This is a genomic window from Cupriavidus sp. 05N39 (assembly GCF_056397325.1).
On record NZ_JBFTNE010000034.1, the window covers coordinates 31,516 to 54,466 of the forward strand.

Here is a 22,951-nt window from a genome sequence, read left to right on the forward strand (position 1 = left end):
CCGGTACCCCCCGGTACCCGGCTCTCCTGCCGCGTTTATCCTGCTTCAATGGGCCGCGGTGGAAATCGCGAGCCCGTTGCTCTGCACGTTGCCGGCGCCGGCGGCGATGTTGACGCCGATATTGCCGACTGCGTTGACCAGGGCGCTGCCACTGAGCGTGGCAGCGTTGCTCGGCCGGCAGCCGCACATGGACAGATCGTTGCCGTAAGTCGTCTGGTCGTTTGAGGCGGTCGCCTTGGCCAGCACGCCGACTGGCGCACCGTTGCGGCCACCGCTGTTGCCGCTGCCCGTATTGACCGAGGCGGCCAGCGAATTGCTCTGCAGGTTGCCGGCGCCGGCAGCGATGTTCACACCGACATTGCCCTTGGCCCCGGCCAGCATGTTGTCGCCCATGCTGGCGCTGTTCGCCGCGCCGACCATATGCACGCCGTTATCCCCGGTCTTCTGGCTGGAGAAAACCTGCGCCGAGGCGAACACGTCCGACGCATCGATGCTGGCCAGCGCGGCCTGGTTGGATTGGCCATTACCCGCGCCTGCGGAAATGTTCACGCCGATATTGCCCTGCGCATTGAACAGCGCGTTGCCGCCGCCGGATGCGCTATTGCTGGACGGGCCGATACGCACGTTATTGTCGCGCGCGCTCTGCTGGCTGTTGACCACCGCGCCCGACTCGGACTTGAAGCGGATGTCGCCCCAGGCAAAGCCGAAGCCACGGACGTAGATGTCGTTGCTGATGGCGGTCTGGTTGAAGATATCGGCATCGTCCGGCCGATCGAAATAGCTGAAGCCGCCCGCAAACGCGCTGGTGGAAAGCGCGGTTATCGCTGCGATGGCGAGGATTTTCGTTTTCATGATTTTCTCCTTCCCTGCTTAGAAAAAAGTGCCCGCCGGGGGACGGAGCACAAAAACGTTGGACGAGACATTCCCCGATCCTGCCGTCTGGTTCAGCTGCACCAGGCCCGTCGCGTTGCGGTAGGCATCCGGCTGGATGACTGCCTCGCGGGGTCCCGCTGCGTGGCCCGCTGAACCCGGGCGACTCCCTCCGGCCGATTCCGCGGCGAGCAGGCCGTCGGAGATGGCTTCGATCCTTACGCTGGCGGCCGGCGCCAGCACTGCCGCGTTGCTTTGCAGGTTGCCGTTGCCGCTGGCCACGTTGGCGCTCAGCAGTCCGCTGCCATTGGCGAATGCGCCGTTGCCGATCTGGCTCACGGCGCCGCCCGCGGGCACGGACGCGCCAGCGTGCTGGCGCGACTGCACCGTAGCGCTGCCAATGTCCGCGATGGCAGCCTGGTTGCTTTGCGCATTGCCGCTGCCGGCGGCCAGGTTAACGGCGGCACGCCCGGCAACGCCGGCGAGCGCGCCCGTATCGATGCGCGCGCTGTCGGTGTCGGTGCCCTGGGCGTGGGATGGGAGGCTGGCCAGTAAAAGGCTGGCCAGAACGGCAGCGTGGGTAAGGGTCATGGCCGGCCTCCCACCGCGAGCGGCGCCAGCCCGCGCATCAGGGCGCCGCTCATGTTGCCGGTAGCTTGCGCGATCTGGCCGGCGATGCCGCCCGAGACGCCTCCAGCGCCACTGCCGTTGGCCAGGCCCTCGATCTGGCTGGATACCACGACCAGCCGCCCGGTGGCAGACTGGCTGGTGCCGGACACGGCGGTGCCGCCGGTGCTGCGGCCCACCGCGGCAGCGAGATCGCTGTCGGTCAGGTCGCTCACCACGGCGGCTGTGGATTGCTGGAAACGGGCGGACGGAAACGGCTCGACAGCGGCTGCTACCGGCATGTCCCCCTGCGGAATGCCGCGATAGGCAATGTGCGGCTCGACGCTGCGCAGAACGACGATATCGCCTGGATCTGCACTCGCGGAGAAGGAAGCAAAGGCGGCGACAAAAGCTGCAAGACCGAGGGCGCAGGCCGCGCCAGTCGATACGAGCGCCTTCGTGCCGTCATTCGCGCAGGCGGCTGACGCATGGCAGAACTCACTCCCGCGTTGTAGGACTCGTCGCGTCATTTTTTTATATCTCCCTCTGCGGAGTAGAGCGACAAGCGTGCCAATACCCTGGGATCCAGCGCTGGCAAGGGTTTGCGGGTGGGTTGCCAGATCGTGTGTAAGTTCCCCGCAAAAGGGGGGACATTTTGGTTGCAGCACTGAAACACGCTGTTGGCAGTGAAGCCGGTTGTAAGCTATTGCCGATCTACCGCCCAGCCATGATGGATCAGGCCAGACGCCGCGCCATGTGTGCCCCGACGGGCGGGCGGGCGCCGGTTACATTGCTGAAACAAGGCCGGCGGTGGCTGGCGCGCCCGCCTGCCTTTGCTGCCGGCCGCTTTTGTGCCCCGCAACCCCCGTTTGCCACGCGCAACGCCGTCCGCGGGGTGCGATGGTCCCTACGCAGAAACGGGTACGCCCTGAGCTTGCAGGAGCATGGGTGCCACGCAGGCCGCACCGGCCACGCTGGCCTGCCCTGCGCGGTTGCGAAGCTGGCGATGCGCTCAGGCTGGCGCGCCTGGCAGACCCTGCGCTGTGCCGCCGGCGTGTTGCGCGGGTCCGCTGGAGATCGGCTTGGGGCCCGGCTGGCTGCGTTCGCAACCAGCGGCGGCGAGCAGGCCGAGCGCCAGGAAGACGGCGGTCCCGAGGCGGTGGATAGTCCTTCTGTTCATGGTGCCTCCTTCCGACTGTCAAAGGGTTGCGTGCTGGAGGACGGTGCTTGCACGTTGGGGATGGCGCTCAACGGTCCGGTGACGCCGTGCGCGCGCGGCGAAATGGCGCCTTGCCCGTCTTTCAGTCTAGCTGCTGGTGCCGGGATCGGGCCAAAACCGAGCCGCGGGCGGCTTGGGCAAAGCGTGCGATGGGCGGTATCATGAACCTTGGAGCGGATAACAAGACGGGAGATGGCTGCATTGGAGTCGCATCATGTTGCGCTACGCCGTGGTTTTCTTCGTCATCGCCGTGATTGCCGCCTTGTTCGGCTTTGGCGGCATTTCCGCCTGGGCGGCCGCGTTCGCCAAAATTGTCTTCCTCATCTTCATCGTGCTGTTCATGGTGTCGCTGATATGGGGCCTGAGCAAGGACCGGCGCTAGCGCCGCCTATGACAACGGCGCTCATGGCCCCGCCCCTGCGGGGCCGCTCGCCGGCGCCGATCAATAACGGGATCCACGCGTGAATCCAGCCGATTTCCCCGACCGGTCCCTGGACCACAAGCCGCCCAGGCAACGCCCGGGCGGCAATGGCAACTGGTTGCCCAATCGCCATACCGCCGCGCGCACGGTCAGCGTGGTGCTGGCCGCGATACGCTCGTGGCTGGCGCACCGTGCCGCCAGCAAGGGCGCGGCGCTGTCCTTCTATATGCTTTTCTCGATGGCGCCAATCCTGGTGCTGGTGATTTCCATTGCCGGCCTCTTCTTCGGCGCGGAGGCGGCACGCGGCGAGATATTCGCCCAGATCGAGGGCCTGGTCGGCGCCCAGGGCGCGGCGGCCGTTCAGCAAATCCTTGCCGCCACGCATCGCGCCGGCGGTAGCGGGGTGGCCGCCGCCATCGCCACCGGCATCCTGTTCGTCGGCGCCACCAGCGCCTTTGCCGAGCTAAAGGGCAGCCTGGACGAGATCTGGCAAGCGCCCGTGCCGCAAGGCGCGGGCTGGCAGCAATTGCTGCGCGCGCGGTTGTTGTCGTTCAGCCTGGTGCTGGTGCTGGGCTTCATGCTGCTGGTGTCGCTGATCGTCAATGCCGCGCTGGCCGTGATCGACCGGTTCTGGGGGCAGTTGTGGACGCAATCGTGGTTTGCGCCGGTCGCCGAAGCGATCTCAACGGCATTTTCCTTTTGCGTGGTCACTTTGCTGTTCGCCGTGATCTTCAAGATGCTGCCCAACGCGCGCATCGCCTGGCGCGATGTGATCATGGGGGCGGTCATCACCGCCCTGTTGTTCGCGGTGGGCAAGCGGCTGATTGGCCTCTACTTGGGCAATAGTGCCGTGGCTACGTCTTACGGGGCGGCCGGCTCGGTGGTGGCGCTGATGTTGTGGGTGTATTATTCGGCGCAAATTTTCTTCTTCGGTGCCGAACTCACTCGCCAGTACGCGCTGCAATTCGGCAGCCTGAGAGGGCAAAGCGGCAGCGTGCCGCCCGATCCCCGCGCCGCTGGTCCCGCGAACCGGTAAAATACGGCCCGATTCCCTTCGTGCATGCCCGCAGTGCCCGGCCCCCGACCGCAAGCTGATGGTCGCGCCGGCCCCTGGCGCCGGTCCGCTGCGCCCCGGGCCCTTATTTCATCTTCTGTTTGCCGAATCCACTGCCGTGAGCTCGCTCGTATCCGAAATTGCGCGTCGTCGCACCTTTGCCATCATTTCGCACCCTGACGCGGGTAAGACGACCCTGACCGAAAAACTGCTGTGGTTCGGCGGCGCCATCCAGGTCGCGGGCGAAGTGCGCGCGCGCAAGGCCGACCGCCATGCCACCTCCGACTGGATGGAGCTGGAAAAGCAGCGCGGCATTTCGGTGACCTCCTCGGTGATGCAGTTCCCCTACCAGGAGAACATCATCAACCTGCTCGACACGCCGGGCCACGAGGACTTTTCGGAAGACACCTACCGCACGCTGACCGCGGTGGACTCCGCGGTGATGGTGATCGACTCGGTCAACGGCGTCGAAGCCCAGACCATCAAGCTGCTCAACGTCTGCCGCCTGCGCGACACGCCCATCATCACCTTCATCAACAAGCTCGACCGTGAAGGCCGCTCGCCGATCGAACTGCTCGACGAAATCGAGGACGTGCTGAAGATGCAGTGCGCGCCGATGACCTGGCCGATCGGCATGGGCAAGTCTTTCCGCGGTGTGTACCACCTGATCGACGACCGCGTGCAGTTGTTCGATCCGCACGGCGACAAGGGCACCTCGGCCATCGTCCAGGGGCTGGACAACCCGGAGCTGGACCGCGTGCTGGGCAGCCAGGCGGAGGAACTGCGCATCGAGATCGAACTCGTGCGCGGCGCTTCGCATGCCTTCGACAAGGACGCCTTTCTCAGCGGCAAGCAGACGCCGGTGTACTTCGGCTCGGCCGTCAACAACTTCGGCGTGCAATCGCTGCTCGACGCACTGTGCGCGCTGGCGCCGCCGCCGCAGGCGCGCCATGCCGAGTCGCGCGTGGTGGAGCCGCAGGAGCCCAAGTTCACCGGCTTCGTGTTCAAGATCCAGGCCAAYATGGACCCGCRSCACCGCGACCGCATCGCCTTCGTGCGTGTCTGTTCGGGCCGTTTCGAGCGCGGCATGAAGCTGCTGCACGTGTCCACCGGCAAGACCATGGCGATCAATAACGCCATCACCTTCATGTCGCAGGACCGCAATACGACCGAAGAGGCCTATGCCGGCGACATCATCGGCGTGCCCAACCACGGCACCATCCGCCTGGGCGACGTGTTCAGCGAGGGTGAAGCGCTCAAGTTCACTGGTATTCCTTCGTTCGCGCCCGAGTTCTTCCGCCGCGCGCGACTGAACAACCCGCTGAAGGTCAAGCAACTGCAAAAGGGTTTGCAGCAGCTGGCCGAGGAAGGCGCCACGCAGATGTTCCGCCCGATCGCTTCCAACGACCTGGTGCTGGGCGCCGTGGGTATCCTGCAGTTCGACGTGGTGGCGCACCGCCTGGAGCATGAGTACGGCGTCGACGCGATTTTCGAGTCGCACGATTGCGCCACGGCGCGCTGGCTCAAGGGCGATCCCGCGGAGATCGACAAGCTGATCGAAAAGGCCGGCCATAACGTGGCGCTCGACGGCGCGGGCGACCACGTCTACCTGGCGCCCAGCATGGTCAACCTGCGCCTGACGCAGGAGCGCTTTCCCAATCTGCAGTTCATGGAAACGCGCGAGATCGTCTGAGGCCGGGTGTCATGGACGAACGCCGCCCTCGCCGGGCGGCGTTCGTCAGTTCACGCGCAGCAGGAAGTGCAGCACCAGCGCGCCGCCCGAACACAGCACCACCACATTGACCATGCGCAGAAACTGCTCGCGCGACAAGCGCAGCGTGATCCTGCGCCCGGCCCACAGGCCCAGCGCCATCGCCGGCGCCAGCATCAGCGCCAGCTTGAGGATGGCCGCGCCTGCATACACTCCCGCCAGCGCGAACAGCACCAGCCGCGTCAGCGTGCTTACGCCGATCAGCGTCGATTGCGTCATGCGCATCGCGTCCTTGCCCAGCCGTCCCGACAGGTAGATCGCATACAGGAAACCGCCGCTGCCGAACATGGCCGAGCAGATGCCGCCACCCAGCCCGAAAGGGAGCGCCGCGCGCGGCGTGAAGCCCGCCGGGCGCCTGCCGGCAAGCGACCAGACCGCGTAGGCCATGGCGAACATGCCCAGCAGCAGCGGCAGCAGATCCGATTGCAGCTTGAGCAGCAACGCGGCGCCCGCCAGGCTGCCGGCCAGCATGCAGGGCAGCAACCGGCCAAGCTCGGCGCGGTCCGCGGCGCGGCCATCGCGCAGCAAGGCAAAGGCGGCGGCGCTGCAGTCCATCAGCGCCAGCAGAGGCACGATCTGGCTGACCGGCATCAGGTAGGCCAGCAGCGGTCCCGCCACCAGCGCGGTGCCAAAGCCCGCCATGCCGAAGATCACATAAGCGCCGGCGATTGCCAGGCACATGGCGAGGTAGGCCGGCAGGGAAAAGCCAGGGAGCAGGAAGGAAAGGGAGGGGAGTTCCACGATAGGCTGAGTCGGGGTTGCGTGACCCACAGCATAGGGACGCGCCCGCCGGCGGACCAATATCAAAGCGCCCCGCGATCCATCGCAAAGCGGCATGGCAGGGTGCTGGGCGCGGCGCCCGCGCCATGGCACACTGCGCGCGTGCGCCGCGCCGGCGCCAATCCAGCCATCGCAGTCCGCAATCCCGGCTCGCGGCCCCGCGCACGACCCGGCCCGGCATGAGCCCGTCCTTCAATGAGCCTGTCCCTGAATGAGCCCGTCCCTCAAGCAGTTGCGCTATTTCGTGGAAATCGTCGATGCCGGCAGCTTCAGCCTGGCCGCCGAGCGGCTCTTTATTGCCCAGTCGGCGCTGAGCCGGCAGATCAAGGAACTGGAGGGCATGTTGCAGGTGGCGCTGCTGGTGCGCAAGGCGCGCCATGTGGAAACCACGCCGGCCGGCCGCGCTTTCCATGAAGCCGCCCGCCGCATCCTGGCCGAGCTGACCGAGGCATCGGCGCAGGCGCGCCAGGTCGAGCGCGGAGAACAAGGCACTGTGCGCTTGCTGCATTCGAGTTCGGTGCCGCTGACGCCAGCCTGCACGGCGGTATTGCGCGCGTACCAGTCCGGACATCCGGGGATTCGTCTTGAAATCTCGCAGGCGTCCAGCGAACAGCAGGCGCTTGAGATCGAGGAAGGCCGCGCCGATCTTGGCCTGGCGCGCGAGCCGCTGCTGCGCCGGCTGCCCCGCGTCAACGTCGATCCGCTCTACAGCGAACGTCTCGAACTGGCGGTAAGCAGCGCGCACCCGCTGGCGCGGGAGGACCAAATCGCGCTGGAGGCCTTGCGGGAGCAACCTTTCGTGTCGCTGCCGCATGCGGATCGCGGCGGCCTGAGCCAGCGCGTGGCGCAGTGCTGCCTGGCGAGCGGCTTCTACCCGCGCGCCGCCGCGGCGATCTCGCGCAAGCTGTCGCAACTGGCGCTGGTGGAGGCCGGGTTTGGCGTGGCCCTGGTGCCGGCTTCGCTCGGGCGCATGGCGCCGCCGGGGGTGCGCTTCGTGCCGCTGGCCGATGCCGGCTGCGACACGCGCGTGGTGCTGCTGTCGCGGCGCGATGCCGCGCCAGCGGCCGCGGCGCTGGCCAGCAGCCTGCGCATGGCGCTGCCTGCTCAATAAGCCAGCGAGGCCTGGCTGGTCCTGCACCTTGGAGTCATTGGGGCTATCGAGCCAGTTGCCTACCACGGTAACGGTATTGAGCGCGCTTTCGGCGCTGAAAGCGCCAGTGGCCTGCGGTGCGGTTGCGGCATCGGGTGCGGGCACGGCGCCAGGGTGGGTGTCGGCCGCATGCGCGGGACATGGTCAGGCAAAGCAGGACGGTGCCGATAGCGGCGCACGTGAGCGAGACGRTGGGCTGCAAAATGGAATTCCCGGGAATGGGGCGGGAAAGTCAGGGTGCCGCCACATCGAGTGGTGCATTATGAATACGAATGATTCTCGAAACGAATCGCATTTTTTCGCTCTGTAGCGATATTGCATCATTGTTGATACATGGCGGCGGCGTACGGACACAATGCATGCGCCTGCATGCATCGCGGGGCTCGGATAGAATCCGAAACTTGCGGGAACTGGTCTGGGAAATTGCCTGGGAAATGGCCCGGTAGCCGGTGCGTGGTTTTGGCTGCCATGCGAGTCGTTTCAGGCGCTTTTCAGCGTTTCCCGCCGAGTGAGACAAGCCAGCGCTTTGCCTCGCCGCCCGCCCCGTCATCACCGCCATCCATGCCGACCCCTGCTACTGCTCCGGCCACCGCGCCGGACTCTGTTTTTCGCGACCCTTCATTTCGGCTGTTCTGGTTTGCCCGCCTGTGCACCACCATCGGCTATCAGATCTTCACGGTGGCCGTGGGCTGGCAGATGTATGACCTCACCCGCGATCCCTTCATGCTCGGCATGGTGGGCCTGGTGCAGTTCCTGCCCTCGGTGATGCTCCTGCTGGTGTCAGGCCATGTGGCGGACCGTTTCGACCGGCGCCTGATCGTACGGACCTGCCAGACGCTGGAAGCGCTGATTGCGGTGTCGATGGCGGTGGCGAGCCTGAAGGGCTGGATCACGCGCGATCACATCTTTGTCTTCGTGGCCCTGATCGGCGCCACCCGCGCATTCGAGACGCCGACGCTGCAAGCGCTGCTGCCCAGTGTGGTCACGCCGCGCCAGCTTCCGCGCGCAGTGGCCTTGTCCAGTTCCGCCACGCAGACGGCCATCATCATCGGCCCCGCGCTGGGCGGCTTTGCCTATGTGGCCGGCCCCGGCGTGGTCTACGCCATCAGCGCCACGCTGTTCGCCGTGGCCGCCTGCCTGGTGAGCGTGCTCAAGCTGCGCCAGGCCGCGCAGCGGCTGACCACGCCGGTCAGCATCGCCACGCTGTTTGCCGGTTTCTCCTATATCCGCAGCCGTCCGGTGCTGCTCGGCGCGATCTCGCTGGATCTGTTTGCCGTGCTGCTGGGCGGCGCCACCGCGCTGCTGCCCATCTATGCGCGCGACATCCTCCACACCGGGCCCTGGGGCCTTGGCCTGCTGCGCTCGTCGCCCGCCGTCGGCGCGTTGGTAACCGCGCTGTGGCTGGCACATCACCCGATGAACCGCCGCGTGGGACGCGTGATGTTCGGCGCGGTGGCCGTGTTCGGCGTGGCCACCATGGTGTTCGGCATCTCGCACTGGTTGCCGCTGTCGATGGCCGCGCTGGTCATGCTCGGCGCTTCCGACATGATCAGCGTAGTGGTGCGGTCCACCCTGGTCCAGCTCGATACGCCCGACGATATGCGCGGGCGCGTGGGGGCCGTCAACTCCGTGTTCATTGGGGCATCCAACCAGCTTGGCGAGTTCGAGTCGGGCGTCACGGCCGCACTGCTCGGACCGGTCGGCGCGGTGTTGCTGGGCGGCATCGGCACACTGGTGGTCGTGGCGGTGTGGATGCGCCTGTTCCCCTCGCTGGCCTCGCGCGACCGCTTGCACGATCACCCTTTGACGGCCTGAACGCCGGCCGGACAGCGCCCTGCGGTCCGGTCGCACCGGTTGATTTGCCCCTCCCGCACCAAAAGCGTACCCAATTCTGCGTGCCTCGACGGTGCCGTCCGGGCGCCGGAATGCGCCACTCTCCGATCCCGCACCACGCCGCATGCGCCGGAAATATGGTGCTTGCACCGCTTTGTCGCGCGATGCCATGCACGCATAAAAGTATCTGAAATGGCATTCAGGCGAATTTTTTTGAACCGGTGCGAGCCCTTGTCCACCAAGGGCTCGCGCCGGTTCGGCCGCCTGCCTCCGCGAATTTCGGGGAAACCAAAGCCCCATTCATCTGTCCTGAAAGTATCCCCAATTTCAATCAACTGTAGGTGATCGTCAGACATCCGGTCAGACGGTCGCGGGCAGACCAGAACACCGCGCCATGAGAAAACAATACACGGCGCGGTATTTGGGCTTTGGCAGTCCCATTGGACGTCCCGATACCGCCAGTGACAGGAGAGCGTCCGGATATGTGTGGCATTGCTGGAGAATTACGTTTCGATCAGGTCATGGCCGACCTGCACGCCGTCGCCGTCATGACGCGCGACCAGGCGCCGCGCGGCCCCGACGGAGAAGGCCTGTTTAGCCTGGGCAGCCGTGCGTTCGGCCATCGCCGGCTGCGCATCATGGATTTGTCGCAGCGCGCGCACCAGCCCTTCATCGACAACGAACTGGGCCTGGGCGTCGTGTTCAACGGCGCGATCTACAACCACGATGCGTTGCGCAAGGAACTGGCCGCCCAGGGCTACCGCTTTGCCTCGACCGGCGATACCGAAGTCATCATCAAGGCGTGGCATGCATGGGGGCCGGCCGCGCTCCACCGCTTCGCCGGCATGTTCGCCTTCGCCCTGTGGGAGCGCGATTCCGGCGTGACCCACCTGGTGCGCGACCGCCTGGGCATCAAGCCGTTGTACTACTCGGCCACGCCGCAGCGCCTGCGCTTTGCTTCCACGCTGCCAGCCTTGCTGGCCGGCGGCGATATCGACACCACGCTTGACCCCGTAGCGCTGCATCACTACCTGAGCCTGCACGCCGTGGTCCCCGCGCCCCACACCATCCTGCAAGCGGTGCGCAAGCTGCCGCCGGCCACGCATATGACGGTGCAGCCCGACGGCCGCACCGACAGCCGCACCTGGTGGCGGCTGGATTTCCGCCAGAACGCAGACGATCTGGAAAGGCCGTTCGAGGCCTGGCGCGATCTCACGCTCGCCACGCTGCGCGACGCCGTGCACCGCCGCACCGTGGCCGATGTGCCGGTGGGCGTGCTGTTGTCCGGCGGGGTCGACTCCAGCCTGATCACCGGTTTGCTCGCAGAAACGGGTACGCCCGACCTGCGCACCTACGCCATCGGCTTCGAGACCGTGGGCGGCGAGGCTGGCGACGAGTTTCGGTACTCCGACCTGGTGGCCAGGCACTTCGGCACCCGCCACGAGAAGATGATGATTCCGGCGGCCGGCCTGCTGACCGCGCTGCCCGACGCCATCGGCGCCATGAGCGAGCCGATGGTCAGCCACGACTGCGTGGCCTTCTACCTGCTGTCCGCCGCCGTGGCGAAACACAGCCGCGTGGTGCAGAGCGGGCAGGGCGCCGACGAAGTTTTCGGCGGCTACCACTGGTACCCGCCGCTGGCCGGCAACACGGACGCGGACGGCGGAGTCGCCGCCTACCGGCACGGCTTCTTCGACCGCAGCCACGACGAGATGGCGGAGCTGCTCGCGCCGCAATGGCTGGCCGACGATCCCAGCGGCCGCTTCCTTGCCGCGCACTTCGCCCAGGCCGGCGCCGACAGCGCTATCGACCGCGCGCTGCGCGTGGACACCACCGTGATGCTGGTGGAGGACCCGGTCAAGCGCGTCGACAACATGACCATGGCGCACGGCCTGGAGGCGCGGGTGCCCTTCCTCGACCACGAGCTGGTGGAACTGGCCGCGCGCATGCCGGCACGCCACAAGGTCGCCGCGGGCGGCAAGCATGTGCTCAAGGAAGCGGCGCGCCAGGTGATCCCGGTCGCGGTGATCGATCGCCCCAAGGGCTATTTCCCGGTGCCGGCGCTGAAGTACCTGCGCGGCCCGTTCCTGGATTACGTGCGCGGCTACATCAGCAGCGATCGCGCGCGCAGCCGCGGCCTCTACCGCGACGGCGTGGCCGACGCCATGCTCGACGCGCCCGATAGCCATATCACCCCGCTCAAGGGCTCCATGGTCTGGCAGATCGCGCTGCTCGAAGCGTGGTTGCAGACGCGCGGCATCTGACCGGCGCAGCGATGCACCGACAACACGCCAGCCTGACGGGACGCTGCACGAGACACCAACAGGAGGAAGACCCACATGCCATCCACCAACCTTGTCAGCCTTTCCGCGCGCACCAGGGCTACCGGCCGGATCGCGCCCTCGCCGCATCCCGCCGGCGCGATGCATGACCCCGCCGGCGAGGATCGCACTGGCGTTGCCACCCCGCGCAGCGCCGGCGAGCCGCCGGCGCCGGTGTCGACCCGCCCCAATGCGATGATCGATTGCGGCTGGGGCCGGCTGATGTTCGCACCGGCCTTCGGTTCGCCGGCGCTGCTGGCTGCCGAACTGCAGCAAGAAGCGCCGGGCCGGCGCGATATCGCGTTCTACGTGGACGCGCCGCAACTCGTGCTCGCGCAAGCGCCGCAGACGCTGTTCCTCGATCCTTCGCTGCTGTTCCGCCGCCGCCTCGATGTGCCGCTGGACGATATCGCGCCATCTCCTGGCGTCACCATTCGCCGCCTCGCGACCCGCGCCGACATCGCTGCAATCAATCGCCTCTACGCCATGCGCAAGATGGTGCCGCTAGACGCTGCCACCGTGTGGCGTCAACGCGAGCAGGAAGCGGTGGTCTACCTGCTCGCCGAGGATGAGCAGAGCGGCGAGATCGTCGGCTCGGCCATGGGCGTGGACCATGCGCTGGCCTTCGGCGACGAGCAAGGCGGCAGCAGCCTGTGGTGCCTGGTGGTGGATCCGCAGACCCACCTCGCCGGCGTGGGGCGCTCGCTGGTCACGCACCTGCTCGCGCGCTTTGCCGAACGCGGCAGGCGGTCGCTCGACCTCTCGGTGCTGCACGACAACGAGCACGCCATCGGCCTGTATCACAAGCTCGGCTTCAGCCAGCTCGATGGCTTTGTCATCAAGCACAAGAACGCCATCAACGAGCCGCTGTTTGCCGGCAGCAGCGAGTGCGACCAGCTCAATCCCTACGCCGCGCTGATCGTCAAGGAAGCACGCCGGCGCGGTATCGGCGTGGACATCGTCGATGCCGCCAGCGGCATCTTCGGCCTGCGCTTCGGCGGACGCGAGGTGCTGTGCCGCGAATCGCTTTCGGAGCTGACCGGCGCGGTGGCCATGACGTGGTGCCAGGACAAGGCGCTCACGCGTGCCCGGCTGGATGCGGCGGGCCTCGCGGTGCCGCGCCAGCGGCCCGCGGGCAGCGAGGCAGACAACGCAGCCTTCCTTGGTGCCTGCGGCTCGGTGGTGGTCAAGCCCGCCTGCGGCGAGCAGGGGCGCGGCATCAGCGTGGACGTGCGCGACACCGCGCAACTGCCCAGCGCTATCGAAGCCGCGCAGCGCGAAGGCGGCAACGTGTTGCTGGAGTCGTTCTGTCCCGGGCAGGACTTGCGCATCGTCGTGATCGGCTACGCGGTGGTGGCTGCCGCGATTCGCAAGCCGGCCGAAGTGGTGGGAGACGGCAAGTCGGATCTCAAGACGCTGATTGAGCGCCACAGCGCGCGCCGCGCCGCTGCCACCGGTGGCGAAAGCCGCATTCCGATGGACGGCGAAACCGGGCGCTGCATCGGCGCGCAAGGCCTGGGGATGGCTTCGGTGCCGGCGGCCGGCCAGCGCGTGCCGGTGCGCAAGACCGCCAACCTGCATACCGGCGGCACGCTGCACGACGTCACGGCGGAACTCCATCCGGTGCTGCGCGAAGCCGCCGTTACCGCCGCGCGCGCGTTGCGCATCCCGGTGGTGGGACTGGACTTTCTGGTACCCGCGCATGACCAGCCCGAGTACGTGATCATCGAAGCCAATGAACGCCCCGGCCTGGCCAACCACGAACCGCAGCCGACCGCCGAGCGCTTTGTCGACCTCCTTTTCCCGTTCACCGCCTGACCGCGTTCCCTGGCGTACCAACCTCTTCCGTACCAACTTCTTCCTGAACCGAACCATGAACCCGCCCGCATGCAGACACTGACAATCGACGCTTACTACCTCAAGACCACGCTGCTGGAGTTGCTCGCCATCCCCAGTCCCGCCGGGCTGACCGACGAGATCGTGCACTACACCGCGCGCACGCTCGACAGCCTGGACATTCCGTACCAGCTCACCCGGCGCGGCACCATCCGCGCCACGCTGCGCGGCAATCGCGCGCAAGCCGGGCTCGGCCCCGACTGCGCTATCGTCGCCCATCTCGATACGCTTGGCGCCATGGTGCGCGAAGTCAAGCCCAACGGCCGCCTGGCGCTAGCTCCCATCGGTACCTGGTCCAGCCGCTGGGCCGAAGGCGGGCGCGTGACACTGTTTACCGAGAGCGGCCGGCATCGCGGCTCGGTGCTGCCCTTGCTGGCTTCGGGTCACGTATACAACGAGGCGGTGGACACGCAACCCGTCAACTGGGACCAGCTCGAACTGCGGCTCGACGAAGATGCCGCCACGCCGCAAGCACTGCGCGAACTCGGTATACAGGTGGGCGATTTCGTTGCGTTCGACGCCAACCCCGAGATCCTCGACAACGGCTTTATCGTCTCGCGCCATCTCGACAACAAGGCCGGCGTCGCCGCGGTACTGGCCGCACTCAAGGCCGTGCGCGAAAGCGGCGCGCCGGTGCCGATGGACTGCCACGCCGTGTTTACGCTCACCGAAGAAGTTGGTTCGGGCGCCACCGCGGTGATCGAGGACGACGTCAGCGAAGTGATCGGCATCGACATCGGCCCGGTGGCGCCGGGGCAGGGCGCGAGCGAAAATGGCGTGACCATTCCGCTGATGGATTCGGCCGGACCGCATGACTATCACCTTACGCGCCGCTTGCTGCGCCTGTGCGAAGAGCACGGCATCCCCAGCCATCGCGACGTGTTCCGTTTCTACCACTCCGACGCGGGCGCGGCGGTCACTGCCGGGCACGATGTGCGTACGGCGTTGCTTTGCTTCGGCGCCGACGCCTCGCATGGCTATGAGCGCACACGGTTGTCCGTGCTCGTTCATCTTGCCGAATTGCTCACCGTCTATATTCAGAGCGGGCCAACCTTGCCGGAGGACCGCCAGCGCCGCATGGGCTCGGTGGCTGGCTTCTCGCATCAGCTCGATCCCGGCCAGCTCGCGCGCAGCGAAACGCCGTTGCCCGACGCAGGCGAACTGGCGCATCGCCGGCGCGGCAGCGTGAGCCGCGCATGACCAGTCTTTCCAATTTGATTGCCGGAGCCGAATCCATGGACCTCAACTTCATCGAGCCCAGAAAGCTGGAAGCAGCCTGGACCTACCTGCTGCAACTGGTGGTGCAGCAGGGCCTGAACTGCATCGCCGCCGTCCTGATCCTGATACTGGGCTGGTGGATCTCGGGCCGTGCCCGCGCCGCCGTGCTGCGCGCATTCGACCGCCCGCGCGTCGATGCCACCTTGCGTCCCATGCTGGCCAGCGTCACGCAGTGGATCGTGCGCGTGATCACGATTGTGCTGGTGCTGTCGCAATTTGGCGTGCAGACCGCCAGCATCATCGCCATGCTCGGCGCCGCCGGCCTCGCCATCGGGCTGGCTTTGCAAGGTACGCTGCAGAATATCGCCGCGGGCATCATGCTGGTGCTGCTGCGGCCGTTCCGCGTGGGCCAGTACATCGATGCCCAGGGCGTGGCGGGCACGGTGCGCGAAACCGGGCTGTTCATGACCGAGCTGACCACCTTCGACGGGGTTTGCCTGCGCGTGCCCAACGGCAAGATCTGGGGCAGCGCCATCACCAACTACAGCGAGAACCCCACGCGCCGCCTCGATATCGAGGTCACGGTCACCTTCGGCGCCGATATCCAGGCCGCGCTCGATGCGCTGCGCACCATGCTCGCCGCGGAAGACCGCGTGCTGGCGGACCCGGCCGCCGAGGTCATGGTGATCAACTACGCGGCGCAAGGCGTGACGCTTAATGTGCGCTGCTGGCTTGCCGCCGTGGATTACTGGACCGTACGCTTCGCGTTCTACCACCGCATCAAGCAGGCGCTGGAAGCCGCCGGCTGCGCCATCGCCGTGCCGGTGCAGGAACTGCGCGTACCCGACGATGCGCAACTCGCCGTGCCCGCCGTGGCCAATCCCGCGCGCAGGCTGAGCTGAACCGTCTGGCCTGATCGTCTTCCGCCGCCGGGGCGCGCAAACGCCCCGGCGGCGATTCTGTTTTGTGGCGCGCCCTCGTGATGCCGCCGCACTTTCACCCCTTTGGGTCGCTCACGCTTGTCCAGGGCCCGCTACCCGAGCGGCGGACCCTGGCATGTCATCAAATCTGGAACTGGCATTGACGTTTGACTCCACGCCCGCACTGAACCCCGCACTGAACCCCACACGGAACCCATCACATACATCCCCGCGCTTTCGCGCCGTGGCGCCGCCATGCGAAAGCGCATTTTCCCCCGGCCTGCGCCGCAAGCGCGCACTGGCGCGCTGTCTGCCGGCGCTCGCCTGCGCCGCCGTACTGGCCCCGGCCGCACCGATGGCGCACGCGCAGGGCAGCCTCACGCTGTATGGCTTTGCCGATGCCGGCATCTTCCGCCCGGCGCCGGGACAGCCGGTCCAACTCGGCACCATGCAGCGCAGCTTCATCGGCCTGCGCGGCAGCGAGCCGCTGGGCGGCGGCTGGGCCGCCACCATGAACCTGCAGACACGTTTCGACATGGGCGACGGACGCCTTGAAGCCAGCGGTGCCACGCCGTACTTCCAGGGCGAATCCACCGTCGGCATCCGATCGCCCTATGGCGACCTGCGGTTTGGCCGCGCGCTGACGCCGATGTGGCAATACGACTGGCAGTACGACAGCTGGGACAACTTCAATCGCGTCGGCTCGGTGGCCTGGTTTGTGTACCACCCGTCCTATCGCACCGATCCGTACCACAACGGTCCGGCGGGAGAATATTCGCGGCTGAACAACGGGGTGTTCTACGATTCGCCGAAATGGGGTGGCGTGCATGTCCACGTCTCCGCCGGCGTGGAAAAGAACGAGACGCCGGATGCCGCCGGCAACCGGGACCGCACCCGGCCGCTGGCCGCTTCGCTCAACTACGACGCGGGACCGTGGTCCGCCATGCTCACCGCCGAGCGCAATTCAGCCCGCGACAACACCTGGTTTGCCGGGCTCGCCTATGCCTTCAGCGCGGTGCGGCTGATGGCGTCGTATAGCCAGACGCATCTGAGCGCCGCCAGCCAGGCGTTTCTCGGCGATGCCAGCGCGAAACGCAGCGCGGCCACCCTCGCCGCGAACTGGCGCGTGGGCGCCGTCACGCTGAAGCTCTCCGGTGCGCGGGATTTCCAGGGCTACGGCCACGCCGGCACGACCGGCTACGTCACCAGCGGGCTGGACTACGCGCTATCGAAACGCACCACGCTGTATGGCGCGGTGTCGTATCGCCACAGCCGGCAGGCCAGTGGCGGCACCGGGTTTGGTGCCGGCATCAGCCATAGTTTCTAAGCGGGGCGCTTCAGCCCTCCTGCGCGAACAGCGAGCACGCGCCCGCCTCGGCCGTGCTGACATGGCGCCGGAAGTTTGCAAACAGGTCGCGTCCCACGCCGTGCCGGTTGGCGGTGAGATCGGGCGGCGTCACGTCGCGCGCGGCCCACTCCGCTTCCGGCACCATCACCGTCAGCACACCGGTGTTCGCATCCACGCGCATCGGGTCGCCGTCGCGCACGCGGGCGATGCCGCCGCCGCTCAGTGCTTCGGGGCAGACGTGGATGGCGGCCGGTACCTTGCCCGATGCGCCGGACATGCGCCCGTCCGTCACCAGCGCCACGTGGAAACCGCGCTCCTGCAGCACCGTCAGCGTAGGCGTGAGCTTGTGCAGCTCCGGCATGCCGCAGGCGGCCGGCCCTTGCCATGGCAGCACGGCGACGAAGTCGCGCTCCAGCTCGCCGCGCTTGAAGGCGTCGATCAGCGCATCCTGCGTATGGAACACCAGCGCTGGGGCCTCGACCACATGGTGCTCGGGCTTGACCGCCGAGATCTTGAGTACCGCGCGGCCGATATTGCCGTCGAGCAGCTTGATGCCGCCCTCGGGCGCGAACGGCTGGCTGGCAGAGCGCACCACGCTGTCGTCCAGCGGCGCTTCCGGCCCGTCGATCCAGGTGAGCCTGCCATCGCGCAGCACCGGCTCGCGAGTGTAGTCCGCCAGCCCCTTGCCCACCACGGTAGTGACGTCGTCGTGCAGCAGCCCGAGCTGCAGCAGTCCGCGGATCACCACAGGCAGGCCACCTGCGGCCTGGAACTGGTTCACGTCCGCGCTGCCGTTGGGGTACACGCGCGCCAGCAACGGCACCACTTCCGATAGTTCGGCGAAATCGTCCCAGCTCAGCACGATGCCGGCGGTGCGCGCCATCGCCACCAGGTGCAGCGTGTGGTTGGTGGAGCCGCCGGTGGCCAGCAGGCCGACGATGCCGTTGACGAAGGCGTGCTCGTCGAGCACGTCGGCCACGGGCGTATAGCGCTCGCCGCCATGTACCAGGCGCAGCGCCTGCCGCGCGGACTCGCGCGTGAGCGCCTCGCGCAGCGGCGTGTTCGGATTGACGAAGGCGGTGCCGGGCAGGTGCAGGCCCATTATCTCCATCAGCATCTGGTTGGAGTTGGCGGTGCCGTAGAAGGTACAGGTGCCGGGGCCATGGTAGGACTGGCTCTCCGCCTCCAGCAACTCGGCGCGGCTGATCTTGCCCTCGGCATAGCGCTGGCGCACGCGGGCCTTTTCTTCATTGCCGATGCCCGTGGTCATGGGTCCGCCGGGCACGAAGATGGCCGGCAGGTGGCCGAAGGACAGCGCGCCCATCACCAGCCCCGGCACGATCTTGTCGCACACGCCGAGGTACAGCGCGCCGTCGAACATCTGGTGCGACAGTGCCACCGCCGTGGACAGCGCGATCACATCGCGCGAGAACAGCGAGAGATCCATGCCGTCCTGACCCTGCGTCACGCCATCGCACATGGCGGGTGTGCCGCCAGCGAACTGCGCGGTGCCGCCCGCTTCCAGCGCGGCCTCCTTGAGCCATTGCGGATACTCCGCCAGTGGCTGGTGCGCCGACAGCATATCGTTGTAGGACGAAACGATGGCGAGGTTGGGGCGCTCCTGCGCCTTCAGGCGGATCTTGGCCTGCTCTGGCATGGCCGCCACGGCGTGCGCCAGGTTGGTACAAGAGAGATGGGCGCGTTCCACCTTCTGCCCCGCCATGGCGCGGGTGCGGTCCATGTAGGGCTGGCGGGTGCCAGCACTGCGCGCCACGATACGGGCGGTGACCCGTTCCAGGACTGGGTGACTTGGCATGGGGATCTCCTGCGTGGGGATGTCTTTTTTCAGCCTAGCGCACTTTGGGGCGGGGTGCACGTATGGTGCGCTGCAAGTTTTTCCTGCAAGTGCTAGACTCCGCTCCATTCTCTGGAGTTCAGGCAACATGAAGCAAGCAGCGCAACGCACCGCCATCGCAGTATTTGCCGCGGCACCTTACGGTGAACGCGTGCTGCTGGCTATTCACGCCTAGTCTTCCGAGCGTCCGCCCGGAAGGCTGCAAGGCCGGTTCCGGGAGTGACGAAACAGCATATCGCCAACCCCGGACGGCCCGCAGGCCCTCCGGGGTTTTGTTTTTTTGTTTCGCCACCATCTGACACGCCATGCGTACCTACGACAAGCTGATCGCCACGATTCAAACCGGCCAAGGGAACGGGAGCTTGCGCTCGTCCCTTGGTGCGGTAACGGCGTCGGCTGGCGTAGCCACCGAGAAGGTTGCGTGCCGCATGCGGCATGCCGGCGCCGCCCCGCAAGCGATCCCATAGCCTCCCGGCCGCACATGCAGTCCGGGAGGCCTCGCAGATCGCCTCCCAGGGACCCAAGACACCCTGGCAGGCACACACCCGCCAGGGTGTTTGCATTGTAGGCAGCCCATCATGGAAAGCAGAAAAGAACGCAGGAACGAACGCAGAAACCTCAGGAACATCGGCATCATCGCCCACGTCGACGCCGGCAAGACCACCACCTCGGAACGCATCCTGTTCTACACCGGCGCCAGCCACCGGCTGGGCGAGGTGCACGACGGCGCCGCCGCCATGGATTTCGATCCGCAGGAGCAGGCGCGCGGCATCACCATCAACAGCGCGGCCACCACCGTGTTCTGGCGCGAGCACCAGATCAACCTGATCGATACGCCGGGCCACATCGATTTCAACATCGAAGTGAACCGCTCGCTGCGCGTGCTCGACGGCGCGGTGGTGGTGTTCGACGGTGTGGCCGGCGTGGAGCCGCAGACGGAAACCAACTGGCGCCTGGCGGACCGCTATCGCGTGCCGCGCCTGGCCTTCGTCAACAAGCTGGATCGCACCGGCGCGGATTTCCTGCGCGTGGTGGGCATGATCGAGGACCGCCTCGGCGTGGTGCCGCTCGTGCTGCAGTTGCCCATCGGCAGCGAGGGCGATTTCACCGGCGTGATCGATCTTGTCACCATGCAGGCCTTGCTATGGCAGGGCGGTGCGGGCACGACCGGATACGTGACGCAGGCCGTGCCGGCCGCGCAGAGGGAGCAGGCGGCCGTATGGCGCGAACGTTTGCTGGAAACCCTGGCCGAGCATGACGATGCCTTGCTCGAAGATTATCTCGCCGGCCGCGTGCCGGCCGGGGACGCGCTGCGCGCGGCCATCCGGCGTGCGACGATCTCCGGCGCCGTGGTGCCGGTGCTGGCGGGATCGGCCTTCAAGAACAAGGGCGTGGAGCCGCTGCTCGACGCGGTGACGGCCTATCTGCCGGCACCCGGCGAGGTGGATCGCCATGAAGTCAGCGCGGATGCGGACCAGCCGCTGGTGGCGCTCGCCTTCAAGGTGGTGCACGACGCGCACGGCACGCTGACCTTCGTCCGCCTGTATCGCGGCAGGCTTGCCGCCGGGGACACCGTGCTCAACGCCGGCAGCGGCAAGCGTGAACGCGTGGCCCGGCTGTACGAGATGCATGCCGACCGGAAGCAGGAGCGCGATGTTGCCGTGGCGGGCGATATCGTGGCGATCGTCGGCCTCAAGGCGACCATCACCGGCGACACGCTGACCGATCCGGCGCATCCCGTAGTGCTGGAGAGCATCGAGTCGCCCGAACCGGTGATCGACGTGGCCATCGAGCCGAAATCGCAGGCGGACCAGGCTGGCTTGTCGCGCGGCTTGCAGGTGCTGGTGCAGGAAGACCCGAGCCTGCGGCTGCGGCAAGACCCGGAGAGCGGCCAGACGCTGTTGTCCGGCATGGGCGAACTGCAACTGGAAGTCACGCTTGAAAAATTGCGCACGCGGTTCAGCGTGGAGGTGACGGTAGGCCGCCCGCAAGTGGCTTATCGCGAAACGCTGACCCGCGCCGCCGATGCGCGCTATCTGCATCGCAAGCAAAGCGGCGGGCCGGGCCAGTTCGCGGAAGTGCTGCTGCGTTTCGAGCCGCTGGCGCGCGGAGAAGGCCTGCAGTTCGAGAGCCGCATCACCGGCGGCGCGGTACCGCGCGAGTTTGTGCCGGCGGTGGAAGCCGGTATCCGCCGCGCCGCAGCGCAAGGCCTGCTCGCGGGCTACCCGGTGGTCGATTTCAAGGCCACCCTGCTGGACGGCAGCTACCACGAGCGCGATTCCTCGGCGCTGGCCTTCGAGACCGCGGCGGCGGCGGCCTTCCGCGAAGCCGCGCGCGATGCGCAGCCGATGGTGCTGGAGCCGGTGATGGCCGTGGAGGTGGTGACGCCCGCGGATCATGTGGGCGACGTGATCGGCGACATGCACCGGCGCCGGGGCCTGGTGCGGGGGCAGTCGCAGCGCGGCGGCGATGGCAGCGGCAACACGGTCGTGGTTGAAGCGCATGTGCCATTGGCCGGCATGTTCGGCTATATCGGCAGCTTGCGCGCGCTGACCTCGGGGCGCGCAAGCTTTGCGATGCAGTTCGATCACTATGCGGTGGCGCCAGCGAAGGCGGTGGCGGAGATCGCCGGCTGACGGCAGGCGTTGAACGGGCGGGCACCAGTCTGGTGTCCGCCTTTTTGTTCAGCGCCGGCTTCCCGGATCGGGGCTGCCAACCTCGGCGTTCCTCCCGTACTCCTTCAAGTAACTGAGCACGCCGCGCACCGCCGCCGACATCGGACGCGAGCGCCGCGTCAGCAACCCGAGATTGACCATCGACACCGGCAACTCCACGGGAAGCACGGAGACCATCGCATAACGCGCGTAATACTGCGCAACGTCGTTCGGCACCACGGAAATCATGTCGGAGGTTTCCATCATGGCGGTGGCGGCAAGAATGGACGCGGTCTCGACGATATCCAGGGCATCGATCATCCCCGCCTGCGTCAACGCACTCTCGACTCTCAGCCGCATCGGGCTGCCCACGGGGTGAAGAATCCAGGTCATCGGCACCAGGTCGCGCAGCGCCAGTGGATCGAGCCTGGTCAACGGATGGTCCGGCCGCGCGATCACCCGCATCTGCTCGCCCCTTTCGAACAATTCAATGTCCAGGTCCGGATGACTGAGCCGGTCGGGCAAGCGGCCCAGCACCACATCGAAGTCCCCGCGGATCAGCGACGGAAGCAGGGTGTCGCTGGTCCCCACCTCAATGGCAATCCGCACCTTCGGGTTAGCGGCCTTGAACGCCAGCAGCCCGCGCGTCAGGATCGTCGGCACCGGACCCATGACGGTGCCGATCCGCACCAGGCCCGAGGCGCCGCGGCCCAGTTCCGCGATTTCCGCTTCTGCATGGCCGAATTCGTGCGTGACCCCCTGGGCGAAACGGATCAGTACCTCGCCGTAGAGCGTCGGTTCCATGCCTCGCGGAAGGCGCTCGAACAACTGCACGCCGAGTCTTTCCTCAAGCTGCTGCAGCAACAGGCTGGCCGCCGGCTGGGTGGTGTGCATGGCCGCCGCGGCCCGGCGAAGGTTGCGGTGTTCCGCCAGCGCGTTGATCAAGGCGATCTGCCGGCTTGAGATCTTCAGCGGTGCAAACGCTTTCGCCGATTCCGGGGAGGGTTCGGTGGGCTCGGGTTTCACATCGGTTGG

Annotated in this window: 18 protein-coding genes; 11 read left to right on the plus strand and 7 right to left on the minus strand. The window is 67.0% G+C overall.

Annotated elements, in window-relative coordinates; translation table 11 throughout:
* Window positions 1-45: 45 nt before the first annotated feature.
* From AC1DN0_RS17805 to AC1DN0_RS17820, 4 genes are all read right to left on the minus strand, one after another.
* Window positions 46-852, minus strand: a complete 807-nt coding sequence (locus tag AC1DN0_RS17805; RefSeq protein WP_441626194.1) for a hypothetical protein — start codon at window positions 850-852, stop codon at window positions 46-48.
* Between the two features lie 18 nt (window positions 853-870).
* On the minus strand, window positions 871-1,461 hold the full coding sequence (locus tag AC1DN0_RS17810) for a hypothetical protein (protein ID WP_441626196.1): 591 nt from the start codon (window positions 1,459-1,461) through the stop codon (window positions 871-873).
* A complete protein-coding gene (locus AC1DN0_RS17815; protein WP_441626198.1) occupies window positions 1,458-2,006 on the minus strand; it encodes a hypothetical protein in 549 nt (182 codons plus the stop codon). Before AC1DN0_RS17815 ends, AC1DN0_RS17810 begins: the two co-directional genes overlap by 4 nt.
* A gap of 482 nt (window positions 2,007-2,488) precedes the next feature.
* Entirely contained in the window at window positions 2,489-2,656 is a 168-nt protein-coding gene (locus tag AC1DN0_RS17820) for a hypothetical protein (RefSeq protein ID WP_441626200.1), read from the minus strand.
* Between the two features lie 253 nt (window positions 2,657-2,909).
* On the opposite strand from AC1DN0_RS17820, the gene AC1DN0_RS17825 reads away from it, so the two are divergent.
* The 3 genes from AC1DN0_RS17825 to AC1DN0_RS17835 all read left to right on the plus strand — a co-directional run bounded on the left by AC1DN0_RS17825 (window position 2,910) and on the right by AC1DN0_RS17835 (window position 5,863).
* Window positions 2,910-3,077, plus strand: coding sequence for a DUF1328 domain-containing protein (locus tag AC1DN0_RS17825; protein ID WP_045236439.1), 168 nt, complete (start codon window positions 2,910-2,912; stop codon window positions 3,075-3,077).
* A gap of 109 nt (window positions 3,078-3,186) precedes the next feature.
* Window positions 3,187-4,152 carry a YihY/virulence factor BrkB family protein gene (locus AC1DN0_RS17830; protein WP_477102884.1) on the plus strand — a complete coding sequence of 322 codons (966 nt, stop codon included), beginning with the start codon at window positions 3,187-3,189 and terminating at the stop codon, window positions 4,150-4,152.
* 136 nt (window positions 4,153-4,288) lie between these two features.
* Entirely contained in the window at window positions 4,289-5,863 is a 1,575-nt protein-coding gene (locus tag AC1DN0_RS17835) for a peptide chain release factor 3 (RefSeq protein ID WP_477145880.1), read from the plus strand.
* Between the two features lie 45 nt (window positions 5,864-5,908).
* On the opposite strand, the gene AC1DN0_RS17840 is transcribed toward AC1DN0_RS17835, so the two are convergent.
* Complete coding sequence (locus tag AC1DN0_RS17840; protein WP_441626204.1) at window positions 5,909-6,682, minus strand: TSUP family transporter; 774 nt, start codon at window positions 6,680-6,682, stop codon at window positions 5,909-5,911.
* Window positions 6,683-6,932: 250 nt separating this feature from the next.
* Here AC1DN0_RS17840 and AC1DN0_RS17845 point away from each other — a divergent pair, with 250 nt between their 5' ends.
* The 7 genes from AC1DN0_RS17845 (at window position 6,933) to AC1DN0_RS17875 (ending at window position 17,386) form a co-directional block, all read left to right on the plus strand.
* The gene (locus AC1DN0_RS17845) at window positions 6,933-7,832 is read left to right on the plus strand and encodes a LysR substrate-binding domain-containing protein (protein ID WP_441626206.1); all 900 of its coding nucleotides are present in this window, start codon (window positions 6,933-6,935) and stop codon (window positions 7,830-7,832) included.
* Window positions 7,833-8,432: 600 nt separating this feature from the next.
* Window positions 8,433-9,686, plus strand: coding sequence for an MFS transporter (locus AC1DN0_RS17850; RefSeq protein WP_441626208.1), 1,254 nt, complete (start codon window positions 8,433-8,435; stop codon window positions 9,684-9,686).
* A gap of 500 nt (window positions 9,687-10,186) precedes the next feature.
* The gene (locus AC1DN0_RS17855) at window positions 10,187-11,968 is read left to right on the plus strand and encodes an N-acetylglutaminylglutamine amidotransferase (RefSeq protein ID WP_441626210.1); all 1,782 of its coding nucleotides are present in this window, start codon (window positions 10,187-10,189) and stop codon (window positions 11,966-11,968) included.
* A gap of 75 nt (window positions 11,969-12,043) precedes the next feature.
* Window positions 12,044-13,843, plus strand: a complete 1,800-nt coding sequence (gene ngg / locus AC1DN0_RS17860; RefSeq protein ID WP_441626212.1) for an N-acetylglutaminylglutamine synthetase — start codon at window positions 12,044-12,046, stop codon at window positions 13,841-13,843.
* 69 nt (window positions 13,844-13,912) lie between these two features.
* Window positions 13,913-15,121, plus strand: a complete 1,209-nt coding sequence (locus tag AC1DN0_RS17865; protein ID WP_441626214.1) for an osmoprotectant NAGGN system M42 family peptidase — start codon at window positions 13,913-13,915, stop codon at window positions 15,119-15,121.
* Window positions 15,122-15,156: 35 nt separating this feature from the next.
* Entirely contained in the window at window positions 15,157-16,041 is an 885-nt protein-coding gene (locus AC1DN0_RS17870; protein ID WP_441626216.1) for a mechanosensitive ion channel family protein, read from the plus strand.
* A gap of 154 nt (window positions 16,042-16,195) precedes the next feature.
* On the plus strand, window positions 16,196-17,386 hold the full coding sequence (locus AC1DN0_RS17875) for a porin (RefSeq protein WP_441626218.1): 1,191 nt from the start codon (window positions 16,196-16,198) through the stop codon (window positions 17,384-17,386).
* Between the two features lie 10 nt (window positions 17,387-17,396).
* Here the strand turns inward: AC1DN0_RS17875 and edd are convergent, their stop codons facing one another.
* Complete coding sequence (edd, locus tag AC1DN0_RS17880; protein WP_441626220.1) at window positions 17,397-19,223, minus strand: phosphogluconate dehydratase; 1,827 nt, start codon at window positions 19,221-19,223, stop codon at window positions 17,397-17,399.
* Window positions 19,224-19,840: 617 nt separating this feature from the next.
* On the opposite strand from edd, the gene fusA reads away from it, so the two are divergent.
* A complete protein-coding gene (gene fusA / locus AC1DN0_RS17885; protein ID WP_441626222.1) occupies window positions 19,841-21,898 on the plus strand; it encodes an elongation factor G in 2,058 nt (685 codons plus the stop codon).
* A gap of 48 nt (window positions 21,899-21,946) precedes the next feature.
* Here the strand turns inward: fusA and AC1DN0_RS17890 are convergent, their stop codons facing one another.
* Complete coding sequence (locus AC1DN0_RS17890) at window positions 21,947-22,942, minus strand: LysR family transcriptional regulator (protein WP_441626224.1); 996 nt, start codon at window positions 22,940-22,942, stop codon at window positions 21,947-21,949.
* Window positions 22,943-22,951 lie beyond the last annotated feature (9 nt).

Excerpts from the sequence above, each read along its gene's own strand:
- AC1DN0_RS17805 (WP_441626194.1), bottom strand. The coding sequence starts at position 852 with ATGAAAACGAAAATCCTCGCCATCGCAGCGATAACCGCGCTTTCCACC.
- AC1DN0_RS17810 (WP_441626196.1), bottom strand. The coding sequence starts at position 1,461 with ATGACCCTTACCCACGCTGCCGTTCTGGCCAGCCTTTTACTGGCCAGC.
- AC1DN0_RS17815 (WP_441626198.1), bottom strand. The coding sequence starts at position 2,006 with ATGACGCGACGAGTCCTACAACGCGGGAGTGAGTTCTGCCATGCGTCA.
- AC1DN0_RS17820 (WP_441626200.1), bottom strand. The coding sequence starts at position 2,656 with ATGAACAGAAGGACTATCCACCGCCTCGGGACCGCCGTCTTCCTGGCG.
- AC1DN0_RS17825 (WP_045236439.1), top strand. The coding sequence starts at position 2,910 with ATGTTGCGCTACGCCGTGGTTTTCTTCGTCATCGCCGTGATTGCCGCC.
- AC1DN0_RS17845 (WP_441626206.1), top strand. The coding sequence starts at position 6,933 with ATGAGCCCGTCCCTCAAGCAGTTGCGCTATTTCGTGGAAATCGTCGAT.
- AC1DN0_RS17850 (WP_441626208.1), top strand. The coding sequence starts at position 8,433 with ATGCCGACCCCTGCTACTGCTCCGGCCACCGCGCCGGACTCTGTTTTT.
- AC1DN0_RS17855 (WP_441626210.1), top strand. The coding sequence starts at position 10,187 with ATGTGTGGCATTGCTGGAGAATTACGTTTCGATCAGGTCATGGCCGAC.
- ngg (WP_441626212.1), top strand. The coding sequence starts at position 12,044 with ATGCCATCCACCAACCTTGTCAGCCTTTCCGCGCGCACCAGGGCTACC.
- AC1DN0_RS17865 (WP_441626214.1), top strand. The coding sequence starts at position 13,913 with ATGCAGACACTGACAATCGACGCTTACTACCTCAAGACCACGCTGCTG.
- AC1DN0_RS17870 (WP_441626216.1), top strand. The coding sequence starts at position 15,157 with ATGGACCTCAACTTCATCGAGCCCAGAAAGCTGGAAGCAGCCTGGACC.
- AC1DN0_RS17875 (WP_441626218.1), top strand. The coding sequence starts at position 16,196 with ATGTCATCAAATCTGGAACTGGCATTGACGTTTGACTCCACGCCCGCA.
- edd (WP_441626220.1), bottom strand. The coding sequence starts at position 19,223 with ATGCCAAGTCACCCAGTCCTGGAACGGGTCACCGCCCGTATCGTGGCG.
- fusA (WP_441626222.1), top strand. The coding sequence starts at position 19,841 with ATGGAAAGCAGAAAAGAACGCAGGAACGAACGCAGAAACCTCAGGAAC.